Genomic DNA, 15596 nt, shown 5'->3' with positions numbered 1-15596 from the left:
TACGTCTACTGAAGAGTCAGAAATGCCCGCTCAGCAGCCTGAGATAGCCTCTGATCCGGTGAGTGATGATCTTCCTAAACAAGGATTTTTTGCTCGTTTTAAACGCGGTCTGACCAAGACACGCCAGCAGTTTGGCGAGGGGATTGGGCGTTTATTATTAGGAAAAAAAGAGATCGATGCAGTTTTACTGGAAGAATTGGAAACGTTGCTCCTCAGTGCGGATCTGGGTATCGAAACTTCACAAGCGATTTTAAAGCAATTAAGTGAAGAGTTGGCGAGAAAACAACTAACCGATGGTGATGCTGTTTTTGAGGCCCTTAAAAAGCGTTTGGAAACTATTTTGCTAATAAGGGAAAAACCATTGCAGGTAGAAACAGTGGATCAATCACCTTTTGTCATTTTAACGGTCGGGGTGAATGGCGCTGGTAAAACAACCTCGATTGGTAAAATGGCTAAGCAGTTTCAACAGCAAGGCAAAAAAGTGATGCTGGCAGCAGGTGATACCTTCCGAGCTGCTGCAGTGGAGCAATTACAAATTTGGGGGGAGCGCAATCAAATCCCTGTAATCGCACAGCATACTGGAGCTGATAGTGCGTCCGTTATTTATGATGCTTTACAAGCAGCAAAAGCAAGAGGGATAGATGTTTTGATTGCTGATACAGCCGGTCGTTTACATACGCAAGGCAATTTAATGGAAGAGTTAAAGAAAGTGAAGCGTGTTATACAAAAATTGGATGCTAATGCGCCTCATGAAACAATGTTAGTTTTGGATGCCAGTATAGGACAAAATGCGCTCAACCAGGCGCGGCAATTTCATAAGGCTATTGGATTGACTGGTATTACTATGACCAAGCTTGATGGTACTGCAAAAGGCGGAATACTGTTTGCTATTGCTAATGAATTAGAGATACCATTCCGTTATCTGGGAATTGGTGAAGGAATTGACGACCTACGTCCTTTTGATGCCCAGCAATTTGTCAGAGCAATTTTTAATGATGATCAAATTTGACCAAGTAAGTAAACGCTATCCTGGAGGCTTTGAAGCCTTAAGCCAGGTCAATTTTTCGCTGCAAAAAGGGGAAATGGTTTTTCTGACCGGTCATTCGGGAGCAGGAAAAAGCACGTTACTAAAATTAATTGCTATGCTGGAAATACCCTCTTCAGGGCAACTCGCTGTGAATGGTATTCGTTTAAACCAATTAAAAAAACGGGATATTGCTGCCTATCGCAGTAGTTTGGGGATTACTTTCCAATCGCCTAATTTACTCAATGATAGAACCGTCTTTGATAATGTTGCATTACCTTTGCAAATTCAAGGATTTGCACCAGTTATGATTGCCAAACGAGTGCACGCAGCGCTTGATATGGTTGGTTTGTTAACTAAGGAAAAAATGTTGCCTGTTCATCTATCTGCGGGTGAACAACAACGAGTTGGCATTGCCAGGGCTGTAGTACACAAGCCCGCTTTGCTGCTAGCTGACGAACCTACAGGTAACCTTGACCCCAGCCTTTCTGCAGAAATTATGAAGCTTTTTGATCAATTTAACCAGGTTGGAGTAAGTATTCTTATCGCCACGCACGATCTTGCCCTTATTGCGGGGATGAAACATCGTATTGTTATGCTTAAAGGAGGCCGGATGTGTTAAAAAATCTGCGTACTTTAAGTGCTTATCATTTGCAAGCGGCTAATAGTAGTCTTAATTTGCTTTGCCGTAAGCCACTGGCTACCATGATGACGGTGATTGTCATCGCGATTGCTTTAACCTTACCGACACTTTTTTGGGTGTTTACTGATAATTTGGAGCAATTAACTATCAATTGGCAGCGTGGGGGCCATATTTCTCTCTATTTAAAATCCCCTCTATCAGAGGCTGAGCAGGCTGCTTTTGTAGCCCGTGTTCGTGCGACAGAGGGTGTTGGTAACGTGATACTCAAATCTTCAGAGGATGGGCTGGCTGAATTGCAGCAACAGGAAGGGATGCATGACATTATGCGTTATCTGCCAGAAAACCCTCTCCCTGCAATGGTTGATGTTATTCCAGCTCTTGCCATTAATACCCCTGCTCAAATGGAGCAATTGTTTGCTCGATTAAAGGTTTATCCGCAAGTTGAACAAGCTAAACTTGATATGCAATGGATAACCAAACTGCATGCAATCCTGGGGTTTGCGACTAAAATAGCTCATGCATTAATGGCTCTATTGGCTTCTGCTGTCGTTTTGATAATTGGCAATACCTTGCGTCTTGCTATTCATAATCGTCATGAGGAAATTCAGGTACTAAAATTAATTGGGGCCACTGATCCCTATATTGCTCGTCCATTTTTGTATACTGGCATGTGGTATAGTTTAGCCGGTGCAATCATGGCAGTGCTTTTTGTCAATATTTTCATGCTTAGCGTTGCTGTTGCCGTTAAGCAGCTGGCAGCTGCCTACCAAATGCATTATCCCATTATGGGGCTGTCAGTTAAACAAGCTTATTTATTGGTAATCGTTTCTACGATGTTAGGGTGGCTAGGTGCCAGATTGTCAGTAAAACGACAACTGGCTTCTATTGAGCCCTATAGTTGATGTATAATGCGGGTGCTATAGTTAAGGTTAGTACTGAATTGGTTTGGTAATTGTTATGGTGTTGGTAACTGGAGGAGCAGTATGAGTCAGCAGTTGCAATTAGCGTCATGGAATTTACCTATTGGTAGTCTTGATGCTTATATTCATCGTGTCAATCAAATACCGCTGCTTTCTGCTGAAGAAGAATATGAGTGTGCCGAGCGTTTTCATACTGAAGGCGATCTTGAAAGCGCGCGTCGTTTAGTTCTTGCTCATCTTCGTTATGTAGTTCGAGTTGCTCGTGGCTATTTAGGCTATGGTTTACCTCTTAATGATTTAATCCAGGAAGGTAATGTTGGTTTAATGAAGGCCGTTAAGCGTTTTGACCCTAAAATGGGTGTTCGCCTTGTTTCATTTGCTGTCCACTGGATTAAAGCTGAAATACATGAATTTGTTCTGCGTAATTGGCGTATAGTTAAAATTGCAACGACCAAAGCCCAACGGAAATTGTTTTTTAACCTGCGTCAAATGAAGACCCGTCTAGGCTGGTTTAACAGTGAGGAAGTCGATGCTGTTGCCAATGATCTTGGTGTCAGCCGTGAGGACGTGCTTGTTATGGAGCAGCGTCTTAATGCGATGGATGCCTCCTATGATGCCCCTCTGTCCGATGATGACGATGACGCCTTCAAAGCCCCTGCCCATTATTTACATGATGCGAATAGTGATCCCGCTCATCTAATTGAAAAAGAAGTAAGCGGGGAACAAGGCAGAGAACAGCTATTTGTTGCTTTAGAGCGCCTTGACGAACGTAGTCAGGATATTTTACAACAACGTTGGTTGGCGGATAACAAAGCGACATTGCATGATTTGGCTGATAAATATGGTGTTTCCGCAGAGCGAGTGCGCCAGCTTGAAAAGAATGCCATGAAAAAACTTCGCCAATACATGGAAGAAACGGTTTAAAATATCAAGCGTTCTTGTGCAATTGAAATAAATGACTAGGATTGTTCATCGCCAGTCAGTAATTTTCTTAATTTCAATTTTGTTACCTCATCTGCAAAAGCTGAATCAATGGCATTGAGTGTAAACATTTTCATTTGATTGTCAGAGTAATGATAGGTTTGTTGTACTCGTTGATACTCTTTCGCTAAATTAGTGCGAAAAAAAGGAGGATCATCTGAGCCGAGGCTGATTTTAATACCGGCTTCCATTAGGTGGGGCAGGGGATGACTCACCAAGTCTTTAAAAAGGCCAAGAGCCACGTTGCTGGAAGGACAAACTTCCAGTGCGATATTACGATCTTTCAATTGGGCAATGGTTTCTGCGGAATGAATTGCCTGTATACCATGACCGATGCGCTCGATTGGCAAATACTCCATTGCTTCAAGCATGCCACTTGCTGGAGCAAATTCACCTGCATGTACCGTACAATGAAGCCCCGCTTCCGCAGCGATTTGGTAGGCTTTCTTGAATAATTTAGGGGGAAAATGAATTTCATCCCCACCAAGACCAAGCCCCACAATACAAGGAACTTGCTCTTTAATTGCTTGTTTTGCGACGCGGATCGCAGCGTCTGCTCCAAAATGCCTTACTGCGGTTATGATGATCCTGCCTATAATATTAAATTGATTTTCGGCATCATCAATGGCCTGTTGTATCGCCTGCAAATGTTCGGATGAGGGAATGCCACTGGCTTGCTCAGCATGATCAGGAGAATACATCATTTCTATATAAACAGTATTTTCTAAAGCGTTGGTTTTCAGATAATCAAAAGTAATATCATAATAGTCTCTTGGTGTTTTAATCAGTGCAGCAATCGCATCGTAAGCTTTTAAAAAATCGAGAAAATCATGGTAACTATAGCCTTTTCCATCGCAGGCAAGTAGCGTTTGTGGAAGCGGCAGCTTATTGCGCTTGGCGAGTTTTTGGGCAAGAGTTGGGGTAATCGTTCCTTCCAAATGTGAGTGCAGCTCGGCTTTTTTTATGCTCATGGTTGTTCCTTCCCATTGCTATAATAGACTTTATTGAAATTCAGCGAATTTCGAATGAAGTCTAATGATTAATGGCAACTTAGTGTAAAAACCGATAAAATTAGCCATCTGTTATTTATTATATGCTATCCAGGACTAATCATGAGCCAGAATGATATTGATAAAGCTTACGTAAGCCCTTACGACAAATTCCTTTTTGAATTTGATGCGCAACATAAAAAATCTACCTCCCAGCTCAAAGAAATCAAAAAGCATCAGCGTATTGCCTATTTGCGTGATAATGCCAAACGAGATGAGAAGGATGATGAAATTTGGGGAGGATTCTAAGATCGGTGGGTATGTCCTCACAAACGTTCTCATGAATTTCATTACTCTTGCCAGAATTAGACGAGTGTATTCTCTCTCTCTTTGAATGTCCCTTCGACCGGGGAGGGAGAGATTTCTAGAATTGCTATGGGTAAATTTACCCATGCATCTTTCTTTAAAAAAGAAGTATGGTTGAACAAACTCAATCATTAATGCAGTTTAATGCCACTCCCTGAAGAAATTACCTTAACTCTATTCAATTGGTTACCGCGCAAAGATCTCCTGACAGTATTTTCTGTCTGTAAGGATTGGCAGCGGATAAGTCTATCGGCAAAGACATGGAAAGAGGCCGGTGCCTCTTCTTTTGAGAATTTTAAACAAAGAATCGAAGAACTATGTCCGGAACTAAGGGAGTTTGTTTTCAATGAGAGAGTGAGTTTGGGACTTGCCGAACGCCTCCATAAAGTATGGTCGTTATCTCAAGAAGAGCGCCAGGGATTAAAAGAGCTTCCCAATGAAGTCGATGAAAAATTGGCTAAATACCTGTTCTCCAATTATGGTTTGGCTCTTTTTTTAGAGGGGATCATTAACAAGGTAGACCTGGAGATTGTCCCAGAGGATTTTTTTAAGTTTATCTGCACGAAGGGAGGATTTATTGCCTTATTTATCGAGAAGTTAATTGTTTTCGAAGATATTGTATTGCTCGATTTCTCGCATCTGCAATGGTTATTTTCAGAGCATGGCTTACAGGCTTTGCGGGAGCAATTAATTCCCATTGAACAGCTGGTTCTGTTAACTCCTTCCCACCTGGAGTTTTTACTTACCCCTAATGGATTATCTGCATTGCGTGAAGGCTTAATGACTATTGATGAAGTAGTGGCTTTAAAGCCTGTTGAATTACAATTGTCACTGACTGATTTGAGACTGGCAGAATTACGGAAAGTTCATAGCAATCAGCTTGACTGTGAGTCACATTCCTATCAAAGCATGTAAGGCCTTATAAGCCATAATGGTCAGTAACGAGGCTGCCGGTAAGGTTAATACCCAAGACATAAAAATATTACGAATTACGATGAGGTTTAACGCGCCGATACCGCGTGCTAATCCAACGCCAAGTACTGCGCCAACCAAGGTTTGTGTAGCTGAAACGGGGATACCAGTACTGGTTGCAACGACTACTGTGGTTGCCGCAGCCAGAGTAGCCGCGAAAGCACGGCTTGGTGTTAAAGCAGTAATTGCACTACCTACCGTTTCAATTACTTTTCTACCATACATTAGAAAACCAATGACTACGCCTGCACAACCAAGCAAGATAATCCAGGCGGGATAATTAGCAGCACTCACAGGCTGATCAGCGTGCATAACAAGAGTATAAATAATACTCAATGGACCTACAGCCAAGGCAACATCATTGGAACCATGCGCGAAAACCATTGCACAAGCAGTCAAGGCCATAAGTACAGCAAAATACTTCTCCACTTGAAGAAAACGTTCACGTCGCCTAATTCGGGGCATTTCAGGGATTCGTTTTATAAAGAGCATACCAATGATGGTAATGGTAATACTGGTTGCAAGGGTAACAGCTAAATCTTGCTTTAAATTAAGGTGGATATCGAAATGATTTAATCCCTTAAAAACAGTAATAAAAGACAGAACCGATCCGACGATGAAAAGATAAATAGGCACATACCATTTTGCTTTTTCGAGGGGGTCGCTTTTTACAAAGATGGCCTGTTGGATACTAATAAAAAGCACGTAGGCAGTAAATCCGGCAATCAGAGGGGAAGTTATCCAGCCAATGGCAATATGATAAACCTGACGCCACTGAATCGAGTCTGGACCTAAGACGACAGAACCGAAGCCAACCATAGAACCCACAAGCGCATTTGTAATGGAGACAGGAACACCGAGATAACTTGCAAGATTCATCCACACAGTACAGGCTAATAAAACACCTAACATCCCCTCAATCAGAATTAAGGGTTGGTTTGATAGCTGGCTGCTAGTAATAATGCCGTCCCGCATGGTTTCTGTTACGCCGCTGCCACCAAGGAAGGCGCCGGCAAACTCAAATACAATGGCAATAATCATTGCCTGCCGAACAGTGACGGCTTTGGAGCCCATCGTTGTGCTCATTACATTGGCCAGATCGTTTGCGCCAACTCCCCAAGTCATGAAAAAACAGAAAGCGATGGCAACGAGAAGCAGAATAAAAGGATAATCCATAGGAATTACTACCGAGCAATAAGAATTTGTAGCCGACCACCCACCGTTTGGGCATGATCAGCCAAGTCACCAATCCATTGAACCAGTTTGTAGAGAAAAACTACTTCAATTGCGGGTAAATCCTTTTCCAGCTCAAAAATACGATGTCTGATATCAGCAAGCTTGTCGTCACTATCATGTTCAATTTCATCTAGTGTGACAATCATTTCTTCAACAATTTTCACTTCGCTTCCACGAAAGCCGCTTTCGAGCAGTTCATCAAGTTCATTAATCGCTTTACAAGCTTGTTTGGAAGCATCCAGACAACGATTCAAAAAGGGCATAAATACAGCAGTTAATGCCTCAGGGATAACCATTTGGCGGCTGGTAATAAGTCCGGCAATATCTTCTGCTTTATTGGCTATACGATCCTGGGCGCTAAGCAATTCAAGTAAATCTGTACGCGAGACTGGTAGAAACAAACCAGTTGGCAGATGCAAGCGCAAATCCCGTTTAATTCCATCCGCTTCTTTTTCAATGCTGGCTATCTTTTCTTTGATAGCGTTAGCTGTTTCCCAATCTTGTTGCAAAACGGCCTCAAAAAAAGGATAGAGCTGTTTTGCACATTGATGTGTTTTACGCATGTGTTGTTCAATAGGCCTGATAGGTGAGGGCCCGAACATGTTAAATATGCTACCCATAAAGGATGAGTCTTTGAAAAAGATTAGGGCGATTATAACTAAACTTTTACAGGAACAAAACAATTGTTTTACATAACCTATCCTGATGTCAGGAAGTAAAATCAGCAAAATAACCTGAAAAGAGAGACTTTTCTCGAAACGCCAACTGCCTTGGAGCATGGCTTTACCCCTACAATGTTCGAATTCTCAGGTATTGGCGTGTACACTGCGGTTCTGCGCGCCGTTTCTCCTCGCTGCGCTCTCAATGCAGTCTGTTCCGAAAGACGTCTCCTAACTTATTGTTCAAATTATTTTTTTTAAAAATTTAGCCTACAAGTGTTAGTCTGCTACACTTGAAAGTAGACTTCTTCGGAAACTCTACTATAGAGGAGAATTGCTTTGCCGGTACTGTGCTCGTTACGCGTACCCTCCGGTTCTGTTCTCCCTGTTTCCTTGCACAGCGCGCTCTGCAGCGAGTTTCCAAAGAAGTCTGGTAGTTAAGATAAAAATCGGCTAACAAGGAGTGTTACCATGAAAAAATGGTTTGTTGGTTTGTTGTTTTTAGCAATGAATGTTTGGGCTGATCAAATGATCACGAAAGTCATTGAATTAAATTACCAAAATGCCGATAACGTCATCCGCTTAGTTCAACCCCTACTCCAAGACGGTGAACAAATCACCGGTTCTGGTCAGACCTTGGTGGTAAAAGTCACACCGCAAACCCTAACTCAATTACGTACGGTATTGCACAAACTTGATCAACCACCAGTAACTTTTGAAATCACCGTTTTTCAAGGTGATCCAGATTGGCTTAACCAGCAGAACGATAATGATATGGTTATCAGTACGTCTTCTCAGAGCCAGCAACGCCGTCGCCAATCGGTCACTGTTATGAATGGTGAGTCAGCTTTTGTAAGTACAGGTGAAGATCAACCTGTACTCAGTTCTGTGGGTATCGGTTTCTGGGGAACAGGTGTTTCTTATGATCGCCGTTTAGTACAAAATGGTTTGCTAGTAGAACCTGTGCTGCAGGGGCAGAGGGTAAAATTAACCGTCCGCCGTGTTCGCGAACAAGATAATCAAGTCGTCAATCAGCAATTTGATGAACAGCAGGTTAATACAACGGTCATGGTGCCTCTAAATCAGTGGGTGCCTTTGGCAAGCGCAGAGGGGGATGCACCTGCGGATTCCAATACAATAGTGATTCGTGCTGGAAACCAATATACACAAAATTCTACTTTATACATTAAGGTTCGCATTGTACAAAAAGAGTCTTCCGGTATTAATAAAGAATAACGAGAGGGTTTTTGTCTATTACCTTGACAACACTTCTCGATAGCAAAACAATAGCTCCTTTCTAAATATTACTCTACCAACAAGGTTGGTAGAGTGTCTTGAGGATAAAAAATGCAAATAGCCAGTATTAAAGGGCGTGAAATTCTTGATTCACGTGGAAATCCTACTGTTGAAGCCGATGTGTTTTTGACAAGTGGCGTATGTGGACGAGCAAGTGTTCCTTCTGGAGCCTCAACCGGTAGTCGTGAAGCCTGTGAGCTTCGTGACCAAGACACTACTCGTTATGCGGGTAAAGGCGTTTCTCGGGCAGTGGGATATATTAATCATGAGATTAACCAGGCTTTAAAGGGTGTTTCGGTCAAAGAACAAGAGTCAATAGATAAACGGCTTTGTGAATTGGATGGGACGGATAATAAATCCCGGTTGGGTGCCAATGCCATTTTGGCTGTTTCTTTAGCCTGTGCAAGAGCTTATGCTAATGCTAGTAAACAACCTTTATTTATTTCGCTCAATCAAGGCGAAGCGATGACCATGCCTGTACCTATGATGAATGTGTTAAATGGTGGGGCACATGCGGATAATAATGTTGATATTCAAGAATTCATGCTGATGCCTGTAGGGGCGCCAGATTTTGCGACAGCGCTGAAGATGGGGACAGAAATTTTTCACGTCTTGAAGTCTGTATTGAAAAAGCAGGGATTAAATACAGCGGTTGGTGACGAAGGTGGTTTTGCACCGGATCTTAAATCAAATCGTCAGGCTCTTGATATCTTAGCGCAAGCAGTCGAACAGACAGGTTATCAATTAAAGCGAGACATTGTTTTTGCTCTTGATGTAGCAGCCTCTGAATTATTTCATGATGGTCAATATCATCTGGCTTCTGAAAACAAAATACTTAGTAGCGAGCAAATGATCGCTTATTATCGTGAATTGGCAACCAATTACCCAATTGTCAGCATCGAAGATGGTTTAGATGAAAATGATTGGCAGGGTTGGCAGCAATTGACTGCTGATTTAAAGGAGCGGATACAATTAGTCGGTGATGATTTATTCGTAACGAATACCCGTATTTTACAAGAAGGTATAAGCCAAAAAATGGCAAATGCTATATTGATTAAACCCAATCAAATTGGAACTTTAACCGAAACCAGACAGGCTATTCGTTTGGCACAGACAAATGGTTATCGCTGTGTAATGTCACATCGTTCAGGCGAGACAGAAGATGTTTTTATTGCTGATTTGGCTGTTGCAACCGGTTGTGGTCAAATTAAGACAGGTTCTTTATGCCGTACAGATCGAATCGCCAAATACAATCAATTACTAAGGATTAATGAGTTGGCTGCTCTCCCGTATGCTGGAAAAGCTGTTTTAGTTCGAGCTTGAAGCGGCCAATTGGGTAACCCGAGGGGTTTGATACGCTTGGGTTACGTTCACAGCGCCTTGTCGTTCTCGAGTTTCCGAAGAAGTTCTAATAGAGTATGCACGATAGAGTTCGCAAAACGAATCGTGCCCGGTATATAATAATGGAAAGAAACAATTCTCTTTGGTTAATCTATGCGATCTATCATTATTATTTTGATATTGGCGTTAATCGGCCTGCAATATAAATTATGGTTGGGTGATGGCAGCGTATCGCAATGGATTAATTTAGAAAAAAAATTAGCTATCCAAGAGCAGGAAAATGAGAAGCTTGCCGCGCGTAATCGTGCTATTGAAGCAGATATTCTTGAGTTAAAAAGCGGTGATCAGGCTCTTGAGGAGCAGGCACGTTCTGAATTAGGGATGGTTAAGAATAACGAAGTTTATTATCAGTTTGTGGATTAAGGGCCCGTTCTTTAAGATGCGTTAGATCCCATCCCTCTCTTTTGAAGAATGAGGGAATAGATTTCCAAGGTTAAACAGCAATTAATTCTGTCGGCACAATGGGTGGTAATTTATCCCATAAGCTTACTACATAACCCCCGCCTCCCGAGCCAGTTGGTTTAACAGCCAGGGCGCCTAAGTCAAGTAACATCTGCATATGTTGTTGTAAGGTTTCACTGACAAGCCCCCATTGCCGAAAACAATCGGCACTCTGTTGTATAGCTTGCACCAGGTCATCCAGGGCGTTGGGTCCGCTTTGCTCCAGGGCTAGTTGTGCTTTTACAACACTGGCATTCATCTTGTTGTCAATTTGTGCAGCGCAAGCGGCATCCGCTTGCCACAAATCCCGTACCTGGTTGATGCAATGAGAAGTGATGCCAATCTGTCCGCAAGAGGATAAGAACCAGTGTGGATGCCAAGCCTGTTTAATAGGCTTTAATAGCCCTTGTTGAAAATAAACGCCAGCCTCAGTGGCAACACCAGCAATATCAAGGCCGCTACTTTGACCATGAAATAAATTTTCCAGGTTTTTAGCAAAAGAATAAATGGATTGCGTGTTCAATACCTGTTGTGCTTCAAACCAGCGCGCTACAGCGACACAAAGTGCAGCTGAAGCCCCCATTCCTACACCAATGGGTATATCACTGTATAAATGAAAATGGCCGGAGAGGCTGTTAAGTGATTTACCTAAGAGCTGTTGTCCTTGTTCAAGTACAGACCAAAACAACAAGTGCATATCTGAACCACTGCTCCCTTCATAATCGGCGCTAAGTTCAGAATTGGATGAGTTGTAACTCAGGGTCAGTTTCTTTTCCTGAATAGGAAAAACAAGTGCACCGTGGCCACGCAAAACAGCATGTTCTCCTGCTAAAATCCATTTACCATAAGTAGTTGTTTGAAAATCATAAGACATCGTAATTGCCAATTAAATGATCATGTTGAAATTGCAGTGCCATTTTGCTTTGATCTGGACGATAGAGTAAATGAATATTAGGCCCTGCATCCATCGTAACAATAGGACCATCCCCGGTATGGTTCCAGAAGTTTTGCAGGCTGCGTAATGCTTCCTGGCATTTTTCTGTTATATACGAAAAAGGTTGCTTGCAGCTGGTAAATAACTGATGCATATCCTGAAACTCACGCCAACAAATTTGGTAAGCACTTGGCCAATCCTGAGTTTCTAAGGCATGACGTAAAACTTTTAAATTTTCTGTCGCTCGTTGACAGCGCGTTGTGTAATGGCTGCTACTTTTCACGCGAACGTGCGCTTCACTGGAAGGCACAGGCTTTTCATCGTGACTGATCACAATCACTTGATGTATTAAATCGGTATAAGGCAAATCAATTGCTTGTACAGTTTCCTCTTCCCAAAGAGCCCAGGGTGAGAAAAAAGAACGGCAGGATGAACCAGAACCCAGACGACTTAATCGTGCTTGTTCCTCAACAGAAAGCAAAGGCTTGTTACTAAGTTCACTTAAGGCAAGTACTGCACATTTGGTCAATGCTGCAAAACTTGATGCAGAGCTGGCTAAGCCACTACTGTGTGGAAAATTATTGGTTGAGCGAACAATAAAGGCACCTTTATAACCAAAATAAGCTTTCACTCGCGCCAAATGATCTAGAAAGCGTTGTTGCCCCAATGGGGACAAAACAAAGGGGGTAGCGCCCGGGGTATCTAAAGGTTCCCAAAAATCTTTTTTTCCGCTATGACTTTCAAGTACGACACTACTTAAGAGGTTGTTTAGCGTATAGGATAATGATGGATTATCCGGTATGTTTTTCTCATTGTCTTTTTTACCCATGTATTTTATCAGGGCAATATTAGCAGGTGCTTGGGCGAACCATTGCATAGCCTCTCTCCTTACATTTAGTGGCCTGGTGCATCATTCCAAAGAATTTTATGCAATTGCAGCTGAAAGCGCACAGGTAATCGGTCTGTTACTATCCAGTCAGCGAGAAGAGTCGAGTTTAACTCATTCCAGCTGGGTGAAAATAAAATTTGTACGCGCTCTGACAGGTTGTGTTCAATTATAATTTGGCAAGCCCAGTCGTAATCCTCACGGCTGCACAATACAAATTTGATTTGATCACTTTGCTTTAAGTGAGCTAAATTGGCAAATAAGTTTTTTTTGCTTTCTCCGGAGCCCGGGGTTTTCAAATCCATAATGACCATGACTCGCTTATCAACTTGAGCAATATCTCGTGCCCCACTGGTTTCCAGCGACACATTAAAACCTGCGTCGCAAAGTTGACGCAATAAATCGATACAACCTGGTTGTGCCAAAGGTTCTCCACCGGTTACACAAACCTGTTTACAATTGTAGGAAGTCACTTTTTCCAAGATAGAGGTTAAACTCTGCATCTCACCACCACTAAAAGCATAGGCCGTATCACAATATTGGCAACGAAGGGGACACCCTGTGAGTCGAATGAATACCGTGGGTAATCCCACGGTAACTGATTCACCTTGCAAAGAATAAAAGATTTCTGTAATGCGTAATTGAGTACTAACTTGCTTCATGAGACGCCTAATAACTCCAGTTTCTTCATTGCCAACTGCGCAGTAGGGGTATCAGGGTAGTTTTTTAGTACTTGTTGTAAACGCACTCTTGCGTCATCTGTTTTACCTGAGGCAGCAAGTGCATAGCCAATTTTGAGCGTGCTGGCAGCTGCTTTGCTTGAGGAGGGAAATTGCTGCAATACGATTTCAAAATGCTCGATTGCTTTGGGATAATTATTTTTAACCATATAAAGCTCACCCAGCCAATAATGGGCATTTGCAGTGTAGCCACCCTGGGGATATTGTGTTGCAAAGGCTTGCATCGCAGTAAGTGCTTCGTCAAAGCGCTTGTTTTTTACCAGATCGTAGGCCGCGAGGTAGCTGATTTGTTCATCAGCGGGATTTGTTCGGGCAGGAGTGGCAGCAGGAGTTATAGCAATTTTCGAGCTTGGTTTTTCTTGGATAGCCTTTACAGGTGTTTCACTCACCTTATTGGGAGTAGCTACTTGCGAGCCAAGTGATAATTCGGTTGGTTGGTTTGGTTGTTCTGCTTGGGCTGATTGGCCAGGCTTAACAGGAGCATTATTACGCAGACGCGCATCTAAATCTTTATAAAAAGCTAATTGTTGTTGTTGTAATAATTTCAAATCATGGGCTTGTACTTCTAATTGACCGCGTAACTCTTGGACTTCCTGTTGCAAACCCTGAACTTTATCCAACAATCCGGCATTATCGTCATTGCTGTCACGGGTATCTTTTGCGAGAGCAACTTCTTCCTCATTGTCAATATTTTCAAGCTGAGCTTTGGCAACAGGCTGCTCTATGGCGGCCTGTTGTTCATCAAGAATTGCAAAATTTTCGCTGTCATCAACTACAGGTGCTTCTGCCAATGCTTGTAACGGCAAAAGACAAGAAAAGCACAAACTTAATAGAAGTCGATGGGATTTAATCATCGTGTTGCCTCGTAAGTGAATTCAACACGACGGTTTTGCATATGAGACGCTTCGTCGTGCCCAAAATTTGCAGGCCGCTCTTTACCATAGCTGACGACACGGATTTGACTTCTACTGACACCAGCCATTCTCATCAAATCAGCGACTGTACTAGCACGACGCTCACCTAAGGCGACGTTGTATTCACGGCTACCACGTTCATCAGTGTGACCTGCGAGCAGAACACGTGCACCTGGATGTGTTTTTAGGTATTCAGATTGCGCGTTGAGCGAAGCCATATACTTGGGATTGAAACTACTGTCGTCATAAGAAAATAAATAAAGTTGGTTATGAGGTGCCTGCGTGGTATAGGATTCACCTGGCTCCTGACCAGCAAAACGGCCTAATTGTCCCAGACCATGGGCAGACGCGCCCCCGTTCATACCTGCACCGTCAGCACTACCGGGTGTTTTCGAACAGGATGCGAGCAGCACAATGCTTGCTGCAACAAGTCCCATCTTTAAAAACGATCTGGCTTTCATCCTCTTATCTCCTTTTTTTTTATTCGTAGTTTACTAATAGTTAAAGCGCCGCAATGGCGGCTCATTGTACAATTGTTTTGTCTATTTCGCTATTGTCTCTATTACTTATGAGCTGAATTATCGATGGCTATTATCCTGTCTTACATGGTTTACAACAAAATTGGCTATTTCAGCAGTAAGATTTTCTGTTGCTCGATTCGCGGCAATCACACCACCGTAGGGAGTGTCCATAGGGCAACAGACCTGTTGACTAATAACTTTCGATGCGACCACTCGATTATCACTCACATGGGTTAATGTTACTTTAACAATTAAATCTAATACACTGGGCTTTCTTAAAAAATTTTGTTGTAAGGCAATGAGTTGTGTGTCCAAGCGATAGTCAGTTTGTTCAGAATGCGGTGTTGAAGCGACTGCATAGAAATAACCGCTACGTTGTAAACTTTGGACAATCAGTGGAAACAGCATGTCGGCTGGAGGATCAATCCAGGCATTCTTTGCGAAACTACTTAATTCAAAGGGTTTCTGAATATAAAGCATTTGCTCCGTTTGATAGCCGGCAACGGCATCGGGAGTAGTAACAAGAATAGATTGATGAGCAGCATTCGAGGCTAATTGCTTATTACTGAAAGCTGCCAATTTGTATTGATTAGTAACGGGTGTTTTAATCGGCGAGCAGGCTAATAGTAAACATTGAGCACAGAAAAGAAGAATAAGACCAACTTTGTTCAAA

General features: G+C 42.5%; 18 protein-coding genes. 9 read left to right on the top strand and 9 right to left on the bottom strand.

Features of this window, described 5'->3' with window-relative positions:
- Positions 1-22 precede the first annotated feature (22 nt).
- The 4 genes from ftsY (at position 23) to rpoH (ending at position 3511) form a co-directional block, all read left to right on the top strand.
- Entirely contained in the window at positions 23-1009 is a 987-nt protein-coding gene (gene ftsY / locus ACN4Z1_RS14225) for a signal recognition particle-docking protein FtsY (protein WP_370634628.1), read from the top strand.
- Positions 996-1646, top strand: a complete 651-nt coding sequence (ftsE, locus tag ACN4Z1_RS14220) for a cell division ATP-binding protein FtsE (RefSeq protein WP_058448027.1) — start codon at positions 996-998, stop codon at positions 1644-1646. Before ftsY ends, ftsE begins: the two co-directional genes overlap by 14 nt.
- The gene (gene ftsX / locus ACN4Z1_RS14215; protein ID WP_228364482.1) at positions 1640-2569 is read left to right on the top strand and encodes a permease-like cell division protein FtsX; all 930 of its coding nucleotides are present in this window, start codon (positions 1640-1642) and stop codon (positions 2567-2569) included. Before ftsE ends, ftsX begins: the two co-directional genes overlap by 7 nt.
- A gap of 81 nt (positions 2570-2650) precedes the next feature.
- Positions 2651-3511, top strand: coding sequence for an RNA polymerase sigma factor RpoH (gene rpoH, locus ACN4Z1_RS14210; RefSeq protein WP_115220453.1), 861 nt, complete (start codon positions 2651-2653; stop codon positions 3509-3511).
- A 35-nt stretch (positions 3512-3546) separates the two neighbouring features.
- On the opposite strand, the gene ACN4Z1_RS14205 is transcribed toward rpoH, so the two are convergent.
- Positions 3547-4539 carry an adenosine deaminase gene (locus ACN4Z1_RS14205; RefSeq protein ID WP_228364483.1) on the bottom strand — a complete coding sequence of 331 codons (993 nt, stop codon included), beginning with the start codon at positions 4537-4539 and terminating at the stop codon, positions 3547-3549.
- 141 nt (positions 4540-4680) lie between these two features.
- On the opposite strand from ACN4Z1_RS14205, the gene ACN4Z1_RS14200 reads away from it, so the two are divergent.
- On the top strand, positions 4681-4866 hold the full coding sequence (locus tag ACN4Z1_RS14200) for a CBU_0585 family protein (RefSeq protein WP_058447510.1): 186 nt from the start codon (positions 4681-4683) through the stop codon (positions 4864-4866).
- Positions 4867-5067: 201 nt separating this feature from the next.
- Entirely contained in the window at positions 5068-5838 is a 771-nt protein-coding gene (locus tag ACN4Z1_RS14195; RefSeq protein WP_419386485.1) for an F-box-like domain-containing protein, read from the top strand.
- Here the strand turns inward: ACN4Z1_RS14195 and ACN4Z1_RS14190 are convergent.
- Both ACN4Z1_RS14190 and ACN4Z1_RS14185 read right to left on the bottom strand, forming a co-directional pair.
- Positions 5815-7071 (bottom strand): inorganic phosphate transporter, encoded by a 1257-nt coding sequence (locus ACN4Z1_RS14190; protein WP_419386486.1) that lies wholly within the window; start codon positions 7069-7071, stop codon positions 5815-5817. The genes ACN4Z1_RS14195 and ACN4Z1_RS14190 overlap by 24 nt on opposite strands.
- 8 nt (positions 7072-7079) lie before the next feature.
- Complete coding sequence (locus ACN4Z1_RS14185; protein ID WP_115220457.1) at positions 7080-7751, bottom strand: TIGR00153 family protein; 672 nt, start codon at positions 7749-7751, stop codon at positions 7080-7082.
- Positions 7752-8261: 510 nt separating this feature from the next.
- Between ACN4Z1_RS14185 and ACN4Z1_RS14180 the strand changes: the two genes are divergently transcribed.
- From ACN4Z1_RS14180 to ftsB, 3 genes are all read left to right on the top strand, one after another.
- Complete coding sequence (locus ACN4Z1_RS14180) at positions 8262-9026, top strand: type II/III secretion system protein (protein WP_115220458.1); 765 nt, start codon at positions 8262-8264, stop codon at positions 9024-9026.
- Positions 9027-9137: 111 nt separating this feature from the next.
- Positions 9138-10409, top strand: a complete 1272-nt coding sequence (gene eno / locus ACN4Z1_RS14175; protein WP_115220459.1) for a phosphopyruvate hydratase — start codon at positions 9138-9140, stop codon at positions 10407-10409.
- 171 nt (positions 10410-10580) lie between these two features.
- A complete protein-coding gene (gene ftsB / locus ACN4Z1_RS14170; protein WP_058447504.1) occupies positions 10581-10850 on the top strand; it encodes a cell division protein FtsB in 270 nt (89 codons plus the stop codon).
- Positions 10851-10920: 70 nt separating this feature from the next.
- On the opposite strand, the gene ACN4Z1_RS14165 is transcribed toward ftsB, so the two are convergent.
- The 6 genes from ACN4Z1_RS14165 to ACN4Z1_RS14140 all read right to left on the bottom strand — a co-directional run bounded on the left by ACN4Z1_RS14165 (position 10921) and on the right by ACN4Z1_RS14140 (position 15595).
- Positions 10921-11802 carry a mevalonate kinase gene (locus tag ACN4Z1_RS14165; RefSeq protein WP_419386487.1) on the bottom strand — a complete coding sequence of 294 codons (882 nt, stop codon included), beginning with the start codon at positions 11800-11802 and terminating at the stop codon, positions 10921-10923.
- Positions 11792-12739 carry a diphosphomevalonate decarboxylase gene (locus ACN4Z1_RS14160; protein ID WP_115220461.1) on the bottom strand — a complete coding sequence of 316 codons (948 nt, stop codon included), beginning with the start codon at positions 12737-12739 and terminating at the stop codon, positions 11792-11794. Before ACN4Z1_RS14160 ends, ACN4Z1_RS14165 begins: the two co-directional genes overlap by 11 nt.
- Before the next feature lie 17 nt (positions 12740-12756).
- Positions 12757-13410, bottom strand: a complete 654-nt coding sequence (gene queE / locus ACN4Z1_RS14155) for a 7-carboxy-7-deazaguanine synthase QueE (RefSeq protein ID WP_419386488.1) — start codon at positions 13408-13410, stop codon at positions 12757-12759.
- Complete coding sequence (ybgF, locus tag ACN4Z1_RS14150) at positions 13407-14342, bottom strand: tol-pal system protein YbgF (protein WP_228364487.1); 936 nt, start codon at positions 14340-14342, stop codon at positions 13407-13409. Before ybgF ends, queE begins: the two co-directional genes overlap by 4 nt.
- The gene (pal, locus tag ACN4Z1_RS14145; protein WP_115220464.1) at positions 14339-14863 is read right to left on the bottom strand and encodes a peptidoglycan-associated lipoprotein Pal; all 525 of its coding nucleotides are present in this window, start codon (positions 14861-14863) and stop codon (positions 14339-14341) included. Before pal ends, ybgF begins: the two co-directional genes overlap by 4 nt.
- Positions 14864-14980: 117 nt before the next feature.
- Entirely contained in the window at positions 14981-15595 is a 615-nt protein-coding gene (locus ACN4Z1_RS14140) for an ABC-type transport auxiliary lipoprotein family protein (protein ID WP_419386489.1), read from the bottom strand.
- Between the last annotated feature and the right edge of the window lies 1 nt (position 15596).

The sequence above is a fragment of the Legionella sp. ST3F1 genome (genome assembly GCF_048553315.1).
Taxonomy (GTDB): Bacteria; Pseudomonadota; Gammaproteobacteria; order Legionellales; family Legionellaceae; genus Tatlockia; species Tatlockia donaldsonii.
This window is presented reverse-complemented; position numbering and strand designations above follow the sequence as displayed.

What these genes read in the sequence shown, in the direction of transcription:
- ftsY (WP_370634628.1), top strand. Translation starts at nt 23, where the DNA reads ATGCCCGCTCAGCAGCCTGAGATAGCCTCTGATCCGGTGAGTGATGAT.
- eno (WP_115220459.1), top strand. Translation starts at nt 9,138, where the DNA reads ATGCAAATAGCCAGTATTAAAGGGCGTGAAATTCTTGATTCACGTGGA.
- ACN4Z1_RS14205 (WP_228364483.1), bottom strand. Translation starts at nt 4,539, where the DNA reads ATGAGCATAAAAAAAGCCGAGCTGCACTCACATTTGGAAGGAACGATT.
- ACN4Z1_RS14200 (WP_058447510.1), top strand. Translation starts at nt 4,681, where the DNA reads ATGAGCCAGAATGATATTGATAAAGCTTACGTAAGCCCTTACGACAAA.
- ACN4Z1_RS14160 (WP_115220461.1), bottom strand. Translation starts at nt 12,739, where the DNA reads ATGCAATGGTTCGCCCAAGCACCTGCTAATATTGCCCTGATAAAATAC.
- rpoH (WP_115220453.1), top strand. Translation starts at nt 2,651, where the DNA reads ATGAGTCAGCAGTTGCAATTAGCGTCATGGAATTTACCTATTGGTAGT.
- ACN4Z1_RS14185 (WP_115220457.1), bottom strand. Translation starts at nt 7,751, where the DNA reads ATGGGTAGCATATTTAACATGTTCGGGCCCTCACCTATCAGGCCTATT.
- ybgF (WP_228364487.1), bottom strand. Translation starts at nt 14,342, where the DNA reads ATGATTAAATCCCATCGACTTCTATTAAGTTTGTGCTTTTCTTGTCTT.
- ACN4Z1_RS14165 (WP_419386487.1), bottom strand. Translation starts at nt 11,802, where the DNA reads ATGTCTTATGATTTTCAAACAACTACTTATGGTAAATGGATTTTAGCA.
- ACN4Z1_RS14180 (WP_115220458.1), top strand. Translation starts at nt 8,262, where the DNA reads ATGAAAAAATGGTTTGTTGGTTTGTTGTTTTTAGCAATGAATGTTTGG.
- ACN4Z1_RS14190 (WP_419386486.1), bottom strand. Translation starts at nt 7,071, where the DNA reads ATGGATTATCCTTTTATTCTGCTTCTCGTTGCCATCGCTTTCTGTTTT.
- queE (WP_419386488.1), bottom strand. Translation starts at nt 13,410, where the DNA reads ATGAAGCAAGTTAGTACTCAATTACGCATTACAGAAATCTTTTATTCT.
- ACN4Z1_RS14195 (WP_419386485.1), top strand. Translation starts at nt 5,068, where the DNA reads ATGCCACTCCCTGAAGAAATTACCTTAACTCTATTCAATTGGTTACCG.
- ftsE (WP_058448027.1), top strand. Translation starts at nt 996, where the DNA reads ATGATCAAATTTGACCAAGTAAGTAAACGCTATCCTGGAGGCTTTGAA.
- pal (WP_115220464.1), bottom strand. Translation starts at nt 14,863, where the DNA reads ATGAAAGCCAGATCGTTTTTAAAGATGGGACTTGTTGCAGCAAGCATT.
- ftsB (WP_058447504.1), top strand. Translation starts at nt 10,581, where the DNA reads ATGCGATCTATCATTATTATTTTGATATTGGCGTTAATCGGCCTGCAA.